Annotated in this window: 17 protein-coding genes; 5 read left to right on the plus strand and 12 right to left on the minus strand. The window is 71.0% G+C overall.

Features of this window, described 5'->3' with window-relative positions:
- Nucleotides 1–33 precede the first annotated feature (33 nt).
- Genes ACT3T5_RS01180 through ACT3T5_RS01190 form a run of 3 tightly spaced genes read left to right on the plus strand, consistent with a single transcriptional unit; the run spans nt 34 to nt 2,937 of the window.
- A complete protein-coding gene (locus ACT3T5_RS01180; protein WP_343923847.1) occupies nt 34–588 on the plus strand; it encodes a LapA family protein in 555 nt (184 codons plus the stop codon).
- A 54-nt stretch (nt 589–642) separates the two neighbouring features.
- Nucleotides 643–1,362 carry a response regulator transcription factor gene (locus ACT3T5_RS01185; RefSeq protein WP_444576365.1) on the plus strand — a complete coding sequence of 240 codons (720 nt, stop codon included), beginning with the start codon at nt 643–645 and terminating at the stop codon, nt 1,360–1,362.
- A 3-nt stretch (nt 1,363–1,365) separates the two neighbouring features.
- A complete protein-coding gene (locus tag ACT3T5_RS01190) occupies nt 1,366–2,937 on the plus strand; it encodes an ATP-binding protein (RefSeq protein WP_444576366.1) in 1,572 nt (523 codons plus the stop codon).
- Between the two features lie 23 nt (nt 2,938–2,960).
- Here the strand turns inward: ACT3T5_RS01190 and ACT3T5_RS01195 are convergent, their stop codons facing one another.
- The 11 genes from ACT3T5_RS01195 to ACT3T5_RS01245 all read right to left on the minus strand — a co-directional run bounded on the left by ACT3T5_RS01195 (nt 2,961) and on the right by ACT3T5_RS01245 (nt 14,395).
- Nucleotides 2,961–3,518 (minus strand): DUF4031 domain-containing protein, encoded by a 558-nt coding sequence (locus ACT3T5_RS01195; protein ID WP_444576367.1) that lies wholly within the window; start codon nt 3,516–3,518, stop codon nt 2,961–2,963.
- Nucleotides 3,515–4,837, minus strand: coding sequence for a DUF418 domain-containing protein (locus ACT3T5_RS01200; protein ID WP_444576368.1), 1,323 nt, complete (start codon nt 4,835–4,837; stop codon nt 3,515–3,517). Before ACT3T5_RS01200 ends, ACT3T5_RS01195 begins: the two co-directional genes overlap by 4 nt.
- Complete coding sequence (locus tag ACT3T5_RS01205; protein ID WP_444576369.1) at nt 4,837–5,820, minus strand: RNase H family protein; 984 nt, start codon at nt 5,818–5,820, stop codon at nt 4,837–4,839. Before ACT3T5_RS01205 ends, ACT3T5_RS01200 begins: the two co-directional genes overlap by 1 nt.
- Before the next feature lie 110 nt (nt 5,821–5,930).
- On the minus strand, nt 5,931–6,965 hold the full coding sequence (locus tag ACT3T5_RS01210) for a zinc-dependent alcohol dehydrogenase family protein (protein WP_444593350.1): 1,035 nt from the start codon (nt 6,963–6,965) through the stop codon (nt 5,931–5,933).
- Between the two features lie 19 nt (nt 6,966–6,984).
- Entirely contained in the window at nt 6,985–7,422 is a 438-nt protein-coding gene (locus tag ACT3T5_RS01215; protein WP_444593351.1) for a hypothetical protein, read from the minus strand.
- Between the two features lie 338 nt (nt 7,423–7,760).
- Nucleotides 7,761–8,708: an ATP-binding cassette domain-containing protein gene (locus ACT3T5_RS01220; RefSeq protein WP_444576372.1), complete on the minus strand. Its 948-nt coding sequence runs from the start codon at nt 8,706–8,708 to the stop codon at nt 7,761–7,763.
- Entirely contained in the window at nt 8,695–9,087 is a 393-nt protein-coding gene (locus tag ACT3T5_RS01225; RefSeq protein ID WP_444576373.1) for a GntR family transcriptional regulator, read from the minus strand. The genes ACT3T5_RS01220 and ACT3T5_RS01225 overlap by 14 nt, the downstream gene beginning before the upstream one ends.
- Before the next feature lie 155 nt (nt 9,088–9,242).
- On the minus strand, nt 9,243–10,295 hold the full coding sequence (locus ACT3T5_RS01230) for a GNAT family N-acetyltransferase (protein ID WP_444593352.1): 1,053 nt from the start codon (nt 10,293–10,295) through the stop codon (nt 9,243–9,245).
- Entirely contained in the window at nt 10,292–11,053 is a 762-nt protein-coding gene (locus ACT3T5_RS01235) for a class I SAM-dependent DNA methyltransferase (protein WP_444576375.1), read from the minus strand. The genes ACT3T5_RS01230 and ACT3T5_RS01235 overlap by 4 nt, the downstream gene beginning before the upstream one ends.
- 108 nt (nt 11,054–11,161) lie before the next feature.
- The gene (locus tag ACT3T5_RS01240) at nt 11,162–13,117 is read right to left on the minus strand and encodes a glycoside hydrolase family 2 protein (RefSeq protein ID WP_444593353.1); all 1,956 of its coding nucleotides are present in this window, start codon (nt 13,115–13,117) and stop codon (nt 11,162–11,164) included.
- A 150-nt stretch (nt 13,118–13,267) separates the two neighbouring features.
- On the minus strand, nt 13,268–14,395 hold the full coding sequence (locus tag ACT3T5_RS01245; RefSeq protein WP_444576377.1) for a LacI family DNA-binding transcriptional regulator: 1,128 nt from the start codon (nt 14,393–14,395) through the stop codon (nt 13,268–13,270).
- Between the two features lie 505 nt (nt 14,396–14,900).
- On the opposite strand from ACT3T5_RS01245, the gene ACT3T5_RS01250 reads away from it, so the two are divergent.
- Entirely contained in the window at nt 14,901–16,463 is a 1,563-nt protein-coding gene (locus tag ACT3T5_RS01250; RefSeq protein ID WP_444593354.1) for a DEAD/DEAH box helicase, read from the plus strand.
- Nucleotides 16,460–16,903, plus strand: coding sequence for a rhodanese-like domain-containing protein (locus ACT3T5_RS01255; protein ID WP_444593355.1), 444 nt, complete (start codon nt 16,460–16,462; stop codon nt 16,901–16,903). Before ACT3T5_RS01250 ends, ACT3T5_RS01255 begins: the two co-directional genes overlap by 4 nt.
- 74 nt (nt 16,904–16,977) lie before the next feature.
- Here the strand turns inward: ACT3T5_RS01255 and ACT3T5_RS01260 are convergent, their stop codons facing one another.
- Nucleotides 16,978–18,531 (minus strand): long-chain-fatty-acid--CoA ligase, encoded by a 1,554-nt coding sequence (locus ACT3T5_RS01260; RefSeq protein ID WP_444576380.1) that lies wholly within the window; start codon nt 18,529–18,531, stop codon nt 16,978–16,980.
- Nucleotides 18,532–18,583 lie beyond the last annotated feature (52 nt).

Raw genomic sequence — 18,583 nt, forward strand, 5'->3', positions numbered from 1 at the left:
CACTTCCCCAGGACCCGACATCGAGGAGCGACCATGAGCACCGGACCTGAGAACACAGGACACCCCCTCGACCGCGAGCCGGTCGATCGTGCACCCGAGGCTGCGCAGCCCGCCGCCGCGGACCGTGCCCCGGAGGACCCGGCCGCCGGCCGCCGCGCCGCCGATCCGGCTGGCGGGGTGACCGATCCTGTCCGCGACGCCCCGCGCGAGAGCACCGGCCGCCGCGCCTCCCAGACGCCCACCGAGCGCACCTCTGCTGATCGGACGCCTGCCGAGCGGACGCTGGCCGAGGAGCCGCTGGAGGCTCCCCGCTCCGGCGGCAAGACCGCCGGACTGTGGATCTCCCTGATCCTCGGCGCGATCGTGCTGGTGCTGCTGCTGATCTTCGTGATCCAGAACAGCCAGAGCGCGAGCTTCGAGTACTTCAACGCCACCTTCGACCTGCCGCTCGGTGTGGCCATGCTCCTGGCCGCCATCGCCGGCGCGCTGGTCATGGCGCTGGTGGGCTCGGTGCGGATGTTCCAGATGAGCTGGACGATCCGCAAGATGCGCAAGCAGCAGGAGAAGATCCAGCGCGCCGTCCGCTGATCTCGCCCAGGAGACGTCCAGCTGATTCCCACACTGCAGGAGCACGGTAGGGGCATGAACACGACTGCAGAACAGGACTACGAGGCTCGGCTCCTCGTCGTCGACGACGAGCCGAACATCCGCGACCTCCTCGCCACCTCCCTGCGCTTCGCAGGGTTCGAGGTGTTCACCGCCTCCACCGGCAACGAGGCGATCCGTGAGGCCACCGAGCATCAGCCCGATCTCGTGGTCCTCGACGTGATGCTGCCGGACATGGACGGCTTCACCGTGACGCGGCGCCTGCGGGATCGGGGGGAGCAGTACCCGATCCTCTTCCTCACTGCGCGGGACGAGACCCAGGACAAAGTGGCCGGGCTCACCGTCGGCGGGGACGACTACGTCACCAAGCCGTTCAGCCTGGAAGAGGTCGTCGCCCGGATCCGGGCCGTCCTGCGCCGTACGCACGGCGGCCACGCCGCGACCGTCGACAGCTCCCTGGTGGTCGGCGACCTCCGCCTCGACGAGGACTCCCACGAGGTCTACCGGGCAGACGTCACGATCGAGCTCTCCCCCACCGAGTTCAAGCTCCTGCGCTACCTCATGCTCAACGCGGGCCGTGTGGTCTCCAAGACGCAGATCCTCGATCACGTCTGGGACTACGACTGGTCCGGCGAGGTGGGGATCGTCGAGTCCTACATCTCCTACCTGCGTCGCAAGATCGATGTCATCGGCGATCCGATGATCCACACCAAGCGGGGCATCGGGTACGTGCTGCGCGCCTCCGAAGGCAGCTGACGATTGGCGCTGCCGACCCTGCGCGCTGAACGGCCCGTGTCCCTGTGGACCCGGATCGTCGCTCTCATCTCGCTGCTGCTGGTCGTCGGCGTCGTCATCACCGGGAGCCTCTCGCTCTTCCTGCTCAACCGCACCCTCATCGAGTCGGTCGACAACAACCTCCATGCGAGCACCCGCGAGATGATCGCCCTCGCCCAGGAGGCGCTCTCCGGGAAGGAGGAGGCGGCCGCGCCCAGCAGCGCGTACACGCCCGTCGAGTACGCGGTGGAGATCCGCGACGCGCACGGCGAGGTGGTCCATCGCGACGTCATCCGCTACGAGAACTCCCCCGTCACGGTTCCTTTCCCTGATCTGAGCGAGGAGCAGATCGCTGCGCGTGACGGCCAGCCGTTCACCGTCCTGGACTCCTCGGAGAACCGCTGGCGGGTGGTCGCCCTAGTCACCCCCGGACCCGACAGCGGCGCCGTCTACGTCGCCCTGCCCCTGACCGGGGTGGACCGCACGATGCACGAGATGGCGCTGGTCATCGTGCTGGTGGGGACCCTCGTGGTGCTGGTCGGCATGGGCCTGGGCGGCTATGTCACGCATCGCTCTCTCGAACCCCTGCACGATGTGGAGGCCACCGCGTCGCAGATCGCCGGCGGCGACCTCTCGCGGCGCGTCCCGGTCACCGACACCAGCTTCGAGGTGCATGCCCTCGCCCTGTCGCTGAACGAGATGCTGGTGCGGATCGAGCAGTCCTTCGCCGCGCAGGCAGCCTCCGAGGAGCACGCCACCCTCTCCGAGGCCAAGATGCGGCGCTTCGTCGGCGACGCCTCCCACGAGCTGCGCACGCCGCTCGCGGCGATCCGCGGATTCGGCGAGCTGTACCGGATGGGGGCCCTGGGCACCGACGAGGACGTCGCCTCGGCGATGCGCCGGATCGAGGACGAGGCCCGACGGATGGGGTCCCTGGTCGAGAACCTGCTGCGCCTCGCGCGCCTGGACGAGAACCCCGACCTCGCGCTCGAACCCGTGGACCTCACCGATGCCCTCTTCGACGCCGCCCAGGATCTCCGCGCCCTGGACCCTCAGCGCCAGGTCATGGTGGTATCCCTGTCCGGGACTCCGGTCTCGGTGCAGCCCCACCTGTCGATCGGGGTACTCGGCGACGAGGCCTCGCTGCGCCAGGTCATCCTCAATCTCGTGGGCAACGCGAACCGGCACACCCCCAAGGGGTCACCGGTCGAGATCGCCGTCGGCTACACCGACCCCGAGACCGTGCGGATCGAGATCCGTGACCACGGCCCCGGCATCGACGACGCCCAGCGCGAGAAGGTGTTCGAGCGGTTCTACCGCACCGATTCCTCGCGCGTGCGCTCGGCGACCCAGGGCGGCGGCGCGGGCCTGGGCCTCTCGATCGCGGCGACGATCGTGAAGCAGCACCGCGGCAGCATCGGCGTGACGGAGACGCCCCAGGGCGGATCCACCTTCTGGGTGGAGCTGCCGGGCACCGAGATCGAGGCGGCGCGGCAGAGCCGGCCCGATCAGGTCCGCGCGGTGACCGACCCCGAACGGGACGACCGGCGAAGGTAACCAATCCCGGGCTGGCTGTCGGGTCAGCGGCCGTCGGCGAGCACCTGGCCGACGAACCCCTCCCCGCCGCGGCTCCGGGCCAGGCTATCGAGACGCTCGAGGAGCTCTGCTGCGGCGCGGCGTCCCGCCTCCTGATGCGCTTCGATGCGGGGCGGCGCCGCCAGGTCGTCACGGGTCATGCGGAAGGCCGCGGGCGCGGCGTCGGTCGCGGGCGGCAGCGGATCGACGTGCCCGCGGAGCCCCACGATCAGATCCCGCGGGACGAAATCCAGGCCGAGCTGCGCGGCGTGCTCGGCGCTGCGGCGGGCCCGCGCCGCGGGGCGGCCGACGAGAGGGATGCGCAGTCCCGAGCGGATCAGGATCCGCGTCAGCTCCCCGTTGTCGACGAGCTGGACACCGGCCTCGACCAGGCGGGGCTGTCCCGCCTCCGGCCAGTCGTAATGGTCGAGGTCGAAGGACCGCGGCGGCAGGCCGGCGAGCTCGGCGACCTCGTGCAGCTCGGCCAGGGACGTGTCGGAGATCAGGTGACCCCAGAAGGTGCCGTGCCGGGGCCAGCGCGGGGTGTCGGCGTAGACGCTCATGAGCGACCTCCGGTGGGGCTCGGGTGCGAGGACCGGTCGGGGACGACGCGGGGTGAGGCCGAGCCTGCCAGACGACGCAGCACCACCTCGAGCGGGCCCCGTCGGCCCCGACGTTTCAGGGCCACGGCACCCGGGATCATCGCCAGCCACACGGCCATCACGATCGCCGCGGCGCCCGCCGTGCCGAGCCGGGCTCCGAGGTCCAGCGTGTAGGGCGGGAACAGGGCGAGGAACACGAGTGACTGGCCCACATAGGCGCTCAGCGAGACGGCGCCCAGGGCCTCGATGCCCTGCACGAGACGGTCGGAGACGGGGCGGGCGACACGGACGGGACGGGCGGAGACCGGTCCGGCATCGCGCACGAGGTGACCGGACGGATCGGCCCCGTCGGCCCCGGAACTCCGTCGGACGCGATCGGAGACGAGGGCGGCCGCTGCGGCGAGTCCGAGGGCTCCGAGCAGCCCGGTGTACTGGTGCAGGACCCCGAGGCTGCCGAGCACGATCTCGGAATCCAGGTGCTGATGGGCGGGATCGAGCACGAGCACGGTCACCAGCGGCACCGCACCGAGGAGGCCGAGGCCGAGGCCCCAGCGGGCGATCGGCACGAGCACGTCGCGGTTCGCGGCGACCTCCTCGAACAGGCGCAGCCGCGCGGCGATCGCCCCGATCGCCATCGGGGTCAGCAGCCCGATGTCGGAGACCAGCGAGGTCGCGACCTCGGCGCCGGCCTCGTCGGTGCGCAGGCGCAAGCTGGTCAGATAGTCGGGGGCGGCGGCCGAGGGATAGCCGTCGGAGCCGAACAGCCCGATGGTCCCGTCGACCCAGCCCCACACGCCCAGCGCCGGCAGGGCGAGGAGGGCGGCGAGCGGCAGGACGGCGCGATGGCGGGTCGCGAGCAGCACGCAGAGCATCCCCACCATCGCGTAGGCGATGAGGATGTCGCCGCTGAACAGGAGGATCGCGTGGGCGAGGCCGATCACGAGCAGGGCGACATGGCGCCGCAGCATGCGCAGCACGACGTGCCCCGAGCGCTCCCCGGCCTCGCGCGAGCGGCGGAGGATGATGCCGATCCCGTAGCCGAAGAGCATCGCGAACAGCGGGAAGCCGCGGTTGTCCGCCGTGAGCCCGATCAGTGCGTCCACGATCCGGTCAGCCACGGTGGCGTCGAGCTGCTTGAGCAGCACGGTCCACGGGGAGCCGTGCAGCCAGCCGATCGTGTTGGCCAGGGCGATGCCGAGCAGGGCCAGGCCCCGTGCGAGGTCCGGTCCGCCGGCACGGCGGGCCAGGGGCACGGAGCCGACGCCGGCGACCTGGGTCATCAGGCCCCGTCGGCCGGGGTGCCCTGGTGGTGCCGCAGCAGCCAGCGCCCCTTCTCCCGCACCCATACGGAGCTGCGGGCGACAGCGCCCGAGCGGCCCGTGGTGCGGTACCGCAGCAGCACGACGCCGGGGGTGAGCTCGTCGGCGACGAACTCGTCGGCCTCGAGCCCGGGCACCGGGGCGAGATGGGCGAGGATCTCCTCGCGGTCATAGCTGCGACCGCTCGCACCGATCTCGGTGAAGTCCGGGTGGAGCAGCTCGGCGGCGCTGGGGGCGTCGGCGCGCAGCAGGTCCGACAGCAGCGCCTGCTCGCGCGCGGTGATCTGCTCGAAGTCGGTGGCGCCGGGGGCGTCGGCGGCGAGGACCGTGTCCTCACCGGCGGTGTTGCAGGAGCTCCGGCCACGAGAGGCCGAGGCGGGTTCGGGGGCGCTCTGGTCCAGCAGGCTGAAGAGGTCGTCCTCGGGCATCGAGCTCGGCGCGGGGCGGGACGGGGCGACCTGTGAGGACACCGCGGAGCTGCCCGTGTACCCGGGGCCGACCTGCGGGTCCTGCTTCTTGGAGAAGGCGGTCGCGGCGGCGTTGGCGCGCACATCGGCCGCTTCGTTCATCGCGTGCCCCGAGTGGCCCTTGACCCACTCGAACTCGACGCTGCGGCCGGCGAGGGCGCGGTCGATGTCCTGGAGCAGCTCGACGTTCATCACCGGCTTGCCGTCCTTCTTGCGCCAGCCCTTGCGCTTCCAGCCCGGCATCCACTTCGTCACCGAGTTGATGACGTACTGGCTGTCGCACAGGATGTGCAGGTGCTGGTCGGCGTCGACGGCGGTGGCCTCGAGCAGGTCCAGCACGGCCTTGAGCTCGCCCATGTTGTTGGTGCCGTGGGGCCAGCCGCCCGCGCGCCAGGTGGAATCGTCGATGTACCAGGCCCAGCCGGCCGGGCCGGGATTGCCCAGGGCGGAGCCGTCGGCGGCAGCAGTGATGGTCATGGCCCAATCGTTCCACAGCGGGCCGACGTCCCTGCACGGGACCGCGCCGTGCGCCGCCCGATGCGGGGTTCCTCTCGTGGCGCGTCGTCGTGCTGCGGCGTCGCCGCTCGTCAGCGCAGGCGGGCCACGGTCATCCCGGCGGTGGTGGGCGGCTGGTCCATGGCGAGCATCGCCGCGGGCAGGTCCTCGAGGTCCAGGATCCGGCCGACGGTGCGACCGAGGTCCAGGCGTCCGCTCGCGATGTCGGCGAGCAGGTCGCGGTACTCGGCGACGGCGAGGCCGTGGCTGCCGAGGATCTGCAGCTCCTGCCCGATCACCTGCCCCATCGGCAGGGCGGGGTCCGCGTCCTCGCCCAGCAGCAGCCCCACCTGGACGTGCCGGCCACGGGGGCGCAGCGAGCTGATCGCGGTGCGGGCTGTCGCCGCGGAGCCCAGGGCATCGAGGGTGACGTGGGCGCCGCCGCCGGTGGCCTCGCGCACCCGCTCGACGATGTCAGGACCGGACGCGAGGGCCGTCGCGCCGAGCTCGGCGGCGGCCGCGAGCGCGTGCTCGGAGACGTCGATCGCGACCACGTCGGCGCCCGCGGCGAGGGCGACCATCACGCAGGCGAGGCCCAGTCCGCCGCAGCCGAACACGGCGACGCTCTCCCCGGCGCCCACACGGGCCTGGGTGAGCACGGCGTGATAGGCCGTGCCGACGCGGCAGCCGAGGCCGGCGGCGAGGGTCATGTCGATGCCGTCCGGGAGGGCGACGAGGTTGTGGTCCGCCTCGATCACCACGACCTGCTCGGCCCAGGAGCCGGGCAGGTCGAAACCGGGCTGGTGCTGGTCCGGGCACACCTGGGGCGCTCCGGCGAGGCACTGCTCGCAGCGTCCGCAGGAGAGGATGAACGGTGCGGTGACCCGGTCCCCCGGCGCGAACCGCGTGACGTCGGCGCCGACCTGCTCGACGACGCCGGCGAACTCGTGGCCGGGGATGTGCGGCAGCTGCACCGAGTCGTCGTGCCCCTGCCAGGCGTGCCAGTCGCTGCGGCACACCCCGGTGGCGTGCACCGTGATCACGGCGCCGCGGGGCGGGCACTCAGGGTCGGGGACCTCGACCAGGGACGGCTGCTCGCCGAAGGCGTCGTAGCGCACTGCTCTCATGGGTCCATCATGACGCAGGTCAGGTGATCGACTCGAGTCGCTGCTGGACTCCGGAATCCAGCTGGCGGATCCACGTGCGCATCCTGGACCGGAGCACGACGGTCAGCACGACGAATGCTCCGAGGAGGACCGCAATAGCAAGGGCCGCTCCGACGAGATCATCGACTCTGCTCCACGTGAGCAGCATGAGAGGCAACATCATGACGAATGCACCGAGCAGCCCCGCCAGGAAGTAGATCAGGACGCTGAGGACTGCCGCGTCCCATCCCGGCCGGCGTGTAAGGCAGTCTGCACCCATCAGGATTCCGGTCAGCAGAAGCGCCAGGCCCGCGTACAGCACGGCGATCACCGTCGTCACCAGCGTGGAAACCCCTGGTCCGGTCGACACTTTGAAGGTTGGCCCAGCACCCGTGCTGTCATGGCCCAGTGCGACCGTGATCAGGGTCGCGGCGCCCATGGCCAGGAGGATCACCACGGACTCGGCCGCGATCAGCGCGACTCTCCCTCGCACCCGGTCCGCCCGGGTCGTCCCTAGGCTCGCCCGCAGCTCTTGGCGATCGATCGTGTCCCCGCGACCGTAGCGGTACCAGGCCAATGCGGCCCAGATCGGGAGGAGCCCTGCGAAGCCGTCTGTGAAGAAGGCTGCGAGGACGAGGCTGATCGCGCACGTGAAGAGTGTCGCTGTGGCAGTTCGAATGTTCAGACGCAGGTCGACGAGGAATGCGCGACGTAGCGCGCCCGGTTGCGGTGCTGTGACGGAACCTCCTGCCGGCGTTACCGAGGAGTTGTGTGTCGTCATGAGGTCCTCCTCCGGGATTTTCCCTTCTCGGCATGTGCCCCACGGAGCCAATGCGTCACGAGCTCGCTCAAGCCGGGTCGGCGCAGAGCCGCCTCGGGGGACAGCCCGGCGGCGTCCTCCACGGCGATGAGAGCTCGAGAAGTGCCACCGGCGGTGGCCGACCCGATCAAGGGTGAGCCGGGGCCGTCGAGCTCGGACGCCTCCCCAGGCAGTTCGATGAGGAGGAACTCCTCGCACAGCGACTCGACGTCGCCTTCGAGGGCATCCTGTCCCTCGACGATGATCACAAGGTGATCGACGAAACGGTCCATCCCGTCGAGATCGTGGGTGGCCAGCAGGATCGAGCGGTTCTCGCGGGCCATCATGCTGCGCAGCTCATCCAGAAGCTCTGTCCGTGCCAGCGGGTCGAGGTGAGCCAGGGGCTCGTCGAGGATCAGCAGATGTGGATCCTGTGCGAGGGCGGCGGTGACACCGAGCTGGGTGACCTGCCCTCGCGAGAGCTCGCTGCGGCGCCGTGTGAACGGCACGTTCCGTGCTGCAAGTCGGGTTTCGAAAACACGAGCGTCAACACCGCGACCGATCCGACTCTGAAGGCGCAGTACGTCCTGCGCCGTCCAATGCCCGGGATAGGCGGGGACATCCGGTACATAAGCGGCAGGCGGCGGGAACACCACGTCGGCTGGCCCCATGGCGGTGCCGAGCACGTTGACCGATCCTTCCGCAAACGGCAAAGTGCCGGTGACGGCACGCAAGGCTGTGCTCTTACCCGCTCCGTTGGACCCGACCAAGGCGGTCACTTGACCAGCAGGGGCGGTGAACGTGAGCCCACGAAGCGCCTCGAGCGGGTCAGCATAGGGCTTCGACCATGCCGGTACCCGAACCCGGAGATCACGAACAGAAACTGCGTTGGGCGTGTTCATACCGATCGTGTCAGGGACGTTCATCGCTGCCCTCCTCCTCGATCAACTGCGTAAGGCGGGCGCGGATCTCGTCCGCACCGATACCGGCGGTGCGGGCGGTGCGAACCGCTTCGGCGAGGGCGCCGTCGATGCGCTCCAGGGCGCGGCTGCGCACCTGGTCAGGCTGCTGGGCTCGGACGAACACGCCCTTGCCGCGCACGGCATCGACGAGCCCGTCGGCCACCAGCTCGTTGTAGGCGCGGGTGGTCGTGATGACGCTGACCCGAAGATCACGGGCGAGGACCCGGATCGAGGGCAGGGCCTCACCGACAGAGAGGTCGCCCCGCAGGATCGCCTCGGCGAGGCGGGCACGGATCTGCTCGTAGATCGGTTCGGGAGCGGACGGGTCGAGCGGGATGTGCATGCTCCCCACTCCCCTTCGTCCAGAACGACCAACTGCCCCTACTGTCCATATTCACTATGAACAGTAGGGGCAGTGGTGTCAAGCGGGCGGGGTCAAGCCGGTGGTGCCACAAGGAGCCGTCGATGTCCGGAGGCCGAGCGCGGCGAGGGCAGCGGTCAGGCGACCGGCTTCTCGTAGGTCGCGTACACGCTCTCGCGCACGAAACCGAGGGCGTCGTAGAGACGGGTCGCACCGGTGAGCGATTCGGCGTCGACTTCGAGCTCGGCACTCGAGTACCCGGCCTGCGATGCCGCCTCGAGGGTCCGCGCGAGAACTGCGCGGGCGATGCCGCGACCGCGGGCCGATGGCCGCGTGCCCACCAGGGCGATGTGCAGCACCCCGGGCTTGTCCTCGGAGGTGATCACGTAGCCGAGCACGGTCCCGTCCGCGTCGATCGCGATGCTCGAGAGCTCGCGGCGGGAGGTGTGGGAGGACCACCAGATGTTCCAGCGCTCCGCGGTCACCGGGGCCGATCCCCAATGGTCGGCGAACGCATCGAGGTGGGCGAGGCGGGTGGCCTCTCGCTCCGAATCCTCCGGGGCGCTGACCCGCACCCCCGGCAGATCGACCGTCGGGAGAGCCGCTCCGGGCAGCTCGCGCACCATGGTCAGCCAGCTGCGGGCGCGCTGGTAGCCGCGCTGGGCGAGGAGCGGGCGCACCTCTGCGCCGCCGATGAGCGGGGCGACCGTCGGTGCGTTCGCCTGTGCTTCCGTCGCGGCGTCCGCCTGTCCGTCGACCTCGGGATCCCGGCCTCCGGAGACGCGGAACACGGCGACCTCGACGTCGGGGTGACGCTCGGCGGCCAGCTGGGCGGCGCGGGCCTCGGCCCAGGTGAACAGTTCCGTGCCCAGCCCCTGGCGGCGGCGAGCGGGGTCGACCGTGCCCATGAGCTGGCAGCGCACCCGCCCCTCCGAGTCCGGGGCCGTCGAGACGTCGACGGCGCAGAAGCCGAGCAGCTCCTCCCCCTCGCGCACCGCCACGGAATCGCGGGCGAGGTCGAGGTCGGGCATCGAGAGCCATTCGCGGATGCTCGGCTCCTCGGCCGGCTCGCCGGACTGCTCGACGGCGTCCACGCGGTTCAGCAGGGCGGTGAGGGCCGGGACGTCCTCGAGGGTCAGCGGGGTCCGGGTCAGCGCGGCCGAGGTCAAGGTGTTCGTCGTCGTGGTCACCGCTCCAGTGTAGGGAGCCGGTAGACGCTCACGTGGCTGCGGGACTCCGCCGTGAACTCCGTCCGATCCCAATCCGCCCAGCGGCTCTCGAGCGTGAAGCCGGCCAGCTGCGCCATGAGGTCGAGCTCGGAGGGCCAGATGTAGCGCTGCGGGGTGCGGCCGATGCTCGCCTCGCGGGAGCCGTCCACCTGAGGATCGAAGCGCACGTGATGGGAGACGAGGATCTGGTTCAGGGTGTCGTAGGTGTCCACCAGGAGGTAGCCGGGCTCAGAGACTTCGAGGGTGCCGCCGGTGCCCGGGGTGAGGGAGCGCAGATCCGGCACGTGGAGCTCGATCACGAAGCAGCCTCCCGGGGAGAGGTGCCGGGCGGCGTTGCGGAAGCACTGGACCTGCTGCTCCTGGGTGAGCAGGTTCCCGATCGTGTTGAACACGAGGTAGACGAGGGAGTAGCCCTCCCCCGCGCTCGTCGTGGTCATGTCGCCGGCGATGACGGGGATCTGCTGCTCGTCGGCCTTCTCGCGCAGCCGGGCGATCATCGCCTCGGACAGCTCGATGCCGGTGACCTCGACCCCGGCCTTCCGCAGTGGGATTCCGACTCGACCGGTGCCGATCGCCAGTTCGAGGGCCCGGCCCCCGGCGGCGAGCGACCTCAGGACGTCGATCGTCGGCCCCAGCACTTCTGGGGCGAACATGCCCTCGCCAGGGGTGTCGTACTCGGCGGCGGTGCGGGCGTCCCACAGGCGTGATTGATCGACCATGTCCCCATCGTGGAGCAGAGCGCCCGGGGCGTCACGGGAATATCCGTGGCGCCCCGGGCGGATCCCGGCCTCAGCCGGCGGGCGGGCGGGTGGGGATCTGCTGCGGGATCAGGCGTCCTGCTCGTAGGCGGCGGTCTTCTCCTGCACGGCGCGGAGCCGGGCCAGATCGAGCTTGCGGCCGCGCTCGAAGTCGACGATGCCGTTCTTCTCCTGGAACACGTCGGTCATCTGCGTGTAGCAGTAGGCGAACATCAGCGGGTCCTCGAGCAGCACCCGGGTGAGCCCCTCGAACCGCGTGTAGAGCTCCTCCTCGCTGCGGATCCGCTGGCCGTAGCCCCAGGACTCGGCGGCATTGTTCCCGGCACGGTCCGCCTCCTCGGCCTTCCTCGCCTCCTCCTCGTTCCACCAGATGCCGCCGTACTCCGAGACGAAGTAGGGCTGACCGGCGTAGGGCAGCGAGAAGGCGCCGTCGGCGAAGGGCATCTCGTCGGGCCCGAGGTCGCGCCGGTTCGCGAAGGGCTCTCCGGCGGCGAGGCCGGACTGCTCCTCACGGAAGCGCTCCGGATCCTGCTCGTAGGAGTGCGAGTCGTAGATGTCCGCCCCACGCACCCGGTGGGAGTAGCCGGAGGCGTCCAGCACCGGGCGCGTGGGGTCGGCGAGCTTGGTCGCGTCGTACATCGCCTGGGTGACCGCGTCGAGCTGGGTGATGCGGTCGTGCATCAGCTGATGGGTCTCGTTCAGCGGGCACCAGCCGATGATCGAGGGGTGGTTCAGATCGCGCTGGACCGCCTCGACCCACTGGCCCACGAAGGTCGCCGGGGGCTGCTGGTTGTCGCCGTCCGGTCCGAAACCGTGCACGCCCCAGTCGCCGAACTCGCCCCAGGTGAGGTAGCCGTGCAGGTCGGACCAGAAGTGCATGCGCTGCTCGAAGACCTTCTGGTGCAGGCGCGCGCCGTTGAAGCCGGCTTCGAGGGAGAGGCGGATGTCGGTGGTCATCGCCTCGTCGGTCGGGGAGGTCATGAACGACTCCTCCCAGTAGCCCTGGTCCAGCACGAGTCGCTGGAAGACCTTCTCGCCGTTGATCCGGAACTCGTGGTCGCGCAGCGAGGTCGAGCGCAGGCCCGCGTAGGAGCGGACCTCGTCGAGCACGGAGTCGTCCGCGTCGAGCAGCCGCACCGTGAGGGCATAGAGCTCGGGAGCTCCGGGGCCCCACATGCGCACGGCGTCCTCGGGGATCACGAGCTCGAGGTGCGGGGCCAGGTCGAGGTCGGCGCGTACGGCGGCGCGGGCCACCTCGTCGCCGCCGGGCACGGAGGCCACGACCTCGAGGCGGGAGCCGGGTGCGGTGCGGGCCAGCGGCACGTCGAGCGCGAAGGAGCGCCCGCCGAGCGAGGGCAGGACGCGCAGGGAGCGGATCTCGTCGGCCGGGACGCCCTCGAGCCACACGCTCTGCCAGATGCCGGTGGTGCGGTGGTAGTTCGCGGCCGTGGGCTTGAACTCGTGGGACTGCTTGCCGCGGGCCTGCGGGACGCCGTGCGGGTCGCGGGCGCGCACCACGATCTCGACCTCCGCGCCAGGGCCGACGGCGGGGACGGCCGAGAGATCGGCCGAGAATCCGGTGAAGCCGCCGCGGTGGCGGGCCACCTCGAGGCCGTTCGCCCAGACGGTCGCATCCTGATCCACGGCCTCGAAGCGCAGGATCGGGCGCAGGCCCTCCCAGTCGACGGGGATGGTGACGGTGCGGCGGTACCAGACGGCCTCGAGGTAGTCGCGGTTCCCGATCCCGGAGGCCTCGGTCTCCGGGGCGAAGGGCACGAGGATCTCGGAGTCCAGCTCACGCTCGAGCAGGCCGCGGTCGCGCCCGGAGTCGCCCTGGTCGATCTCGAACTGCCAGGTGCCGTTGAGGGTGAGCCAGTTGGGGCGGTGCAGCTGGGGGCGCGGGTGCTCGGGGCGGGGCACGTCGGTCACCGCGGACAGCGGGGCGTCGAGCTGGGCGGCGAGCTCGTCGGCGCGGGAGAACAGGGAGCTCAGGTGCTCCGGGAGTTCGGGGGTCTGGGCGTTCACGAACGGCTCCTGGGATCGGTGGTGCTCGGCGCTGAGTCTCCGACGCGCTCGAGGCGCCGGTACGGATCGGTCAGAAGCCAGTCAAGCGCACCCTCCCCATGATTGCAACGTGGGAAAGCAGGTTTTTCAGGGCGTTCTCGCGGCCGACGGTCACGACCGGGTGGACTCCCGCTCGATCAGACGGTGGGCGATCACGGTCTCCGCCCCACCCGTGCGTCCCGCCCCACCCGTTCGGCTCGCCGCGCCCGGTTGTCCCGCCCCACCCGTTCGGCTCGCCGCGCCCGTCCCGCCCGCGTCGGCGCCCACCGTAGCCTGGCCTGCGTCCCGCTCGGCACCCCGCTCCGCGCCGGAGATCGCGGCGGCGAGGGCGGCCGCGACGAGGGAGTCGAGGTCCGGGGCGACCGAGGTCAGCGTGGGCACGGACCAGGTGGCCTCGACCATGTCGTCCCAACCCACGACGGCGACGTCCTCCGGGACCCCGATCCCCCGCTCACGCAGGGCCGCGAGTGCGCCGATCGCCAGCAGGTCGTTGCCGGCGACGACGGCGTCGAAGGCGATGCCCTCCTCCAGCGCACGGAGCACCTCGTCGCGCCCGGACTCCCGGTCCCACGCGGCGGTGGCCCGGATCAGGGCGCGCTCCTGCGGCAGGTCGGCGAAGCGGCTCGCCGCTGTGAACCCGGCCAGGCGGTCCGTGCCGGTTGAGCGCACCGCGCCCTCCGCGCCGAGGAACAGGAGCCGACGATGGCCGGCGCCGACGAGGTGGCGGACCACGTCCGCTGCGGAGGAGACGTTGTCGATCGCCACGTGCACGACGTTCGGGGCGGCCGTGAGGCTCTCCCCCAGCAGCACCACCGGTGGTCCCGAGCGGCGATCCAGGAGATCGGAGGGCTCGAGCGCGGAGGGCGAGATGATCACCGCGTCGACCGGGCGCGCGGTGCGGCCGCGCACATGGGCCCGCTCCACCTCGGCGCTGTGGAGCGACACCTCCACGCTCACCGTGTAGCCGCGCTCGCGGGCGGCGGCCTGCATGCGCTCCGCGAGGCGGGCGAAGTAGGGGTTCTGGAGCTCGGGGACCACCAGGGCGATCGACTTCGTGGGGCCGCCGCGCAGGTCACGACCGATGTGGTTGGGCACGTACCCGAGGTCGTCGATCGCCGCGAGCACCTTCTCCCGGGTGTCGGCGCGCACCACAGGGCGTTCGTTGACGACGTTCGAGACCGTCTTCCAGGACACCCCGGCGCGCTGGGCCACGTCCTTGATGCTCACTCTGCGTGCCATCGCTCGCTCCTCGTCGATCCTGTCAGCCCTGTCGACCCTGTCGATTTGCCGGGTCGCTATCGGACTCCGACCATCTCACGTGGGAAGGATACCGGCTCCCACCAGCCCTCCGAGGCGGTTCCACGCGACACCGGGCAGTGCCGATCGACACCGGGTGGTGCCAGGGTCGGGCGGTGCCGGGAAGCCCCGGGGTCGGGCGGTGCCCGCCCCGGGCGGAAACGACGCGGGGCGGCGTCGACGCGGGGGGATCCTCGCTCCGCGTCGCGCACGTCACCTGCGGCGGGGCCGACGGCCGCGCGCGGACAGTGGTATCTCACATCCTGCGCGTCGATCATTCCCCCTGGACGGAGGCGGGTCTACCGTTGCTGCTGCGTGCCGTCATCCCGCCGCGGCACAGGTCCCACCTCACGGTGGTGACAGCGCAGCCTCTGAGCCGCTGCCACGGCAGCGCCCGGGCACCGGACGCATCGGGCGGGATCTGCATCTTCAGAACGGATCACCTTTCGTGACCTCCCCCGATTTCGCACGCCTCGGCGTGCCCGCTGTCCTGGTCGACGCCCTCGCGCCCCAGGGCATCACCCAGCCCACCCCCATCCAGGCCGCGACCCTGCCGGACTCCCTGTCCGGACGCGACGTCCTGGGCCGGGGCCGCACGGGCTCCGGCAAGACCTACGCGTTCCTGCTGCCCCTGGTGGCCCGTCTGATCGCCGAGCCCCGTCGTCGGGTCTCCCGTCGGCCGCGCTCGCTCATCCTCGCTCCCACCCGTGAGCTCGCCTCGCAGCTCGCCGAGTCCCTCGTGCCGCTCGCGGAGGCCACCGGCCTGCGCAGCACCGTCGTCTTCGGCGGCGTCGGCCAGAACCCTCAGGTCAAGGCCCTGTCCAACGGTGTCGACGTGCTCGTCGCCTGCCCCGGGCGTCTGCTGGACCTGATGGGCCAGGGCCACGTGGACCTCGGCGGCGTCGAGATCACCGTCATCGACGAGGCCGACCACATGGCCGACATGGGCTTCCTGCCCATGGTTCGCAAGATCCTCGACAAGACCCCGCCGAAGGGTCAGCGGATGCTGTTCTCCGCCACCCTCGACTCGGGCGTCAACAAGCTCGTCAAGCAGTTCCTGCACGAGCCCGTCACCCACTCGGCGGACCCGGCCTCGAGCCCCGTCGGCACCATGGAGCACCACGTGCTCGAGGTCGACGGCAATGCGCGCTTCGACGTGCTGCGTGACCTCGCCGCCGCTCCCGGTCGCACGATCATGTTCACCCGCACCAAGTACGGCGCGAAGAACCTCGCCCGCAAGCTCGCCGCCCGCGGCGTGGACGCGGTGGACCTCCACGGCAACCTCTCGCAGAACGCCCGTACGCGGAACCTCGAGGCCTTCGGCTCCGGCACCGCGACCACCATGGTCTGCACCGACATCGCCGCTCGCGGCATCCACGTCGACGAGGTGGCCCTCGTGGTCCACGCCGACCCGCCCGTCGAGCACAAGGCATACCTGCACCGCTCGGGCCGCACGGCCCGCGCCGGCGAGTCCGGCACCGTGATCACCGTGCAGACCTCGGATCAGAAGCGCGATGTGAGCGATCTGATGCGCAAGGCCGGCATCAAGCCGACCTACCACCCGCAGGTCAACCCCTCCTCTGCCGTGCTCACGCAGCTCGCCCCCGGCGAGCGCACCGAGATGCATGAGCCCCGTGCCCCCGAGCCGGCCGAGCGCCCCGAGCGCACCAGCGGCGGACGCGGCGGCCAGGGTGGTCGCGGCGGACGCGGCGGCCAGGGCGGTCGTGGCGGCCAGGGCGGCGGCCGTGGTGGTCAGGGCGGTCGTGGCCAGGGCTCCGGCGAGCAGGACGCCCGCTCCGAGAGCGGTCAGCGCTCCGGTGGCGGTCAGCGCTCCGGTGGCGGCCGACGCGGTGGCCAGGGCGGTCGTGGCCAGGGCGGCGAGGGTCGTCCCGCACGCAGCGGCGGCCGTCGTGACAGCGCCCCCGCGCGCTACACGACCAGCTCCGAGGGCTCCGGGAACGGCTCCGCGAGCGGTGGCCTCGCGGCCTTCTCCTCGGGACGCAACCGGTGACCGAGGCCGGCGCCGGTCGGCGCCGGGCCGAGGCTCCTGCGTCCCACACGATCGAGGAGATCCTCGACGCCGCCCGTCTGGGCGTGGAGCGCATCGAGCCGGCCGCGCTGTCTGATCTGGTCGAGCTGGATGCCCACGTGATCGACATCCGCCCTGCGGCGACCCGGGAGTCCGAGGGACATATCCCCGGGGCGACCGTCATCGATCGCCTCGTGCTCGAGTGGCGGCTGGATCCCAGCAGCGCGCACCGGATGGACAGCGGCCCGGAGCACGACGACACGATCGTCGTGGTCTGCAACGAGGGGTACTACTCCTCGCTCGCCGCTCGTGACCTGCGGGATCTCGGGTTCGAGAACGCCACCGATCTGATCGGCGGCTTCCGCGCCTACCGCGACGCAGGCCTGCCCACGGACACAGAGGCGACGCGCGTCGTCGTCTGACGTCGAAGGACATCAGGGCCGGGATCGGCACCCTCACGGGTGCCGATCCCGGCCCGTTCGCTGTCAGGTCGGAGTCAGCTCAGCTCGCGCTTGAGGATCTTGCCCGTCGCGGTCATCGGCAGCTCCTCGAGGAGCACCACCTCGCGGGGGTACTTGTAGGACGCCATCTGCTCCTTGCCCCAGGCGCGCAGCTCCTCTGCGGTGACGGAGGCGCCCTCCTCGAGGATCACGAAAGCCTTGACCTCCTCGCCGTGCTCCTCGTTCGGCACGCCGACCACCGCGGCGAGCGAGACCTGCGGATGGGAGATCAGCACCTCTTCGATCTCCCGCGGATACACGTTGTAGCCGCCGCGCACGATCATGTCCTTGGAACGGTCCACGATGAAGTAGAACCCGTCCTCGTCGCGCTTGGCGAGGTCGCCGGTGCGGAACCAGCCGTTGCGGATGGCGGCCTCGGTGTCCTGGGGGCGACCGAGGTACCCGGTCATGATGTTGTGGCCGCGGACGGCCAGCTCCCCGACCTCCCCGACCTCGGTGACCTCGGCCCAGTCCGGGTCCGCCGGATCGATGAGCTTGGCCTCGATGCCCCAGATCGGCAGACCGATGGACCCCGGCCGCGGCCGGTCGGGCAGGGAGAAGAAGGCCACCGGTGAGGTCTCGGACAGCCCGTAGCCCTCCCGGATCGAGATCCCGAGCCGCTCCTTCGCGCCGTTGAGGATCTCGAGCGGCAGGGCCGCGCCCCCGGAGATGCCCAGCGTCAGGGTCTGCGCGAGGGTCTCCGCCGCGGCGCTGCCCTCGAGCGCGTGCAGCAGTCCCCACCACATCGTCGGCACCGCCGCGAAGAGGGTGACCTCGTGCTGGACCAGCAGGTCCAGGGCCTGCTTCGCCTCGAAGCGCGGCAGCAGCACCAAGGTGGCGCCCATCGAGAAGCCGGCATTGAGGTTCACGGTGGCACCGAAGGTGTGGAAGAGCGGGAGGGCCACCAAATGGGTGTCCTTGCCCGGCACGGTGCCGAACAGCCGGTTGCAGGTGAGCGCGTTGATGAGCTGGTTCGAGTGGCTGAGCTCGGCGCCCTTGGGCTTCCCGGTGGTGCCCGAGGTGAACAGGACCACCGCGGTGTCGGTCTCCCGGGCCTGCACGGTCTCGAAGGTGGGAAGCATCCCGGCGACGGCTTCGGTGAGCGTGGGCACGCCCTCGTAGGGGCTCGTCGCAGCAGGGTCCGCCGTCATCAGCACCATACGGGGCGGGGTCTTCGCGGCGAGGGCGCCGTCATGGCAGTACTTCCCGATGGGCAGGTCCTCAGTCCCCTCGAAGCAGAACAGTGCCTTCACGTCGGCGTCGTCGAGGTAGTACGTGACCTCCCGAGCCTTGTTCAGGACGTTCAGCGGGACCACGACCGCGCCGGCCTTGAGGATGCCGTAGTAGACGATCGGGAACTGGGGCAGGTTGGGGCAGCTCAGCGCCACCCGGTCGCCGGGCACGATGCCTTGCGATACCAGCAGGTTCGCGACCTGGTTCGCGGCGGCATCGACCTGCGCGTAGGTCAGGCTCAGCGGGCCCAGCACCAGTGCGGGGCGATCAGGGAAGGTACGGGCGCTGTCCTCCAGCACCACGGAGAGGTTGTACATGTGCAGTCTCCTTCGGACGACGGTGTCTCGACGATCGCTCACGATACGGGAC

It is taken from the genome of Brachybacterium sp. AOP3-A1-3 (assembly GCF_052378285.1).
Taxonomy (GTDB): domain Bacteria; phylum Actinomycetota; class Actinomycetes; order Actinomycetales; family Dermabacteraceae; genus Brachybacterium.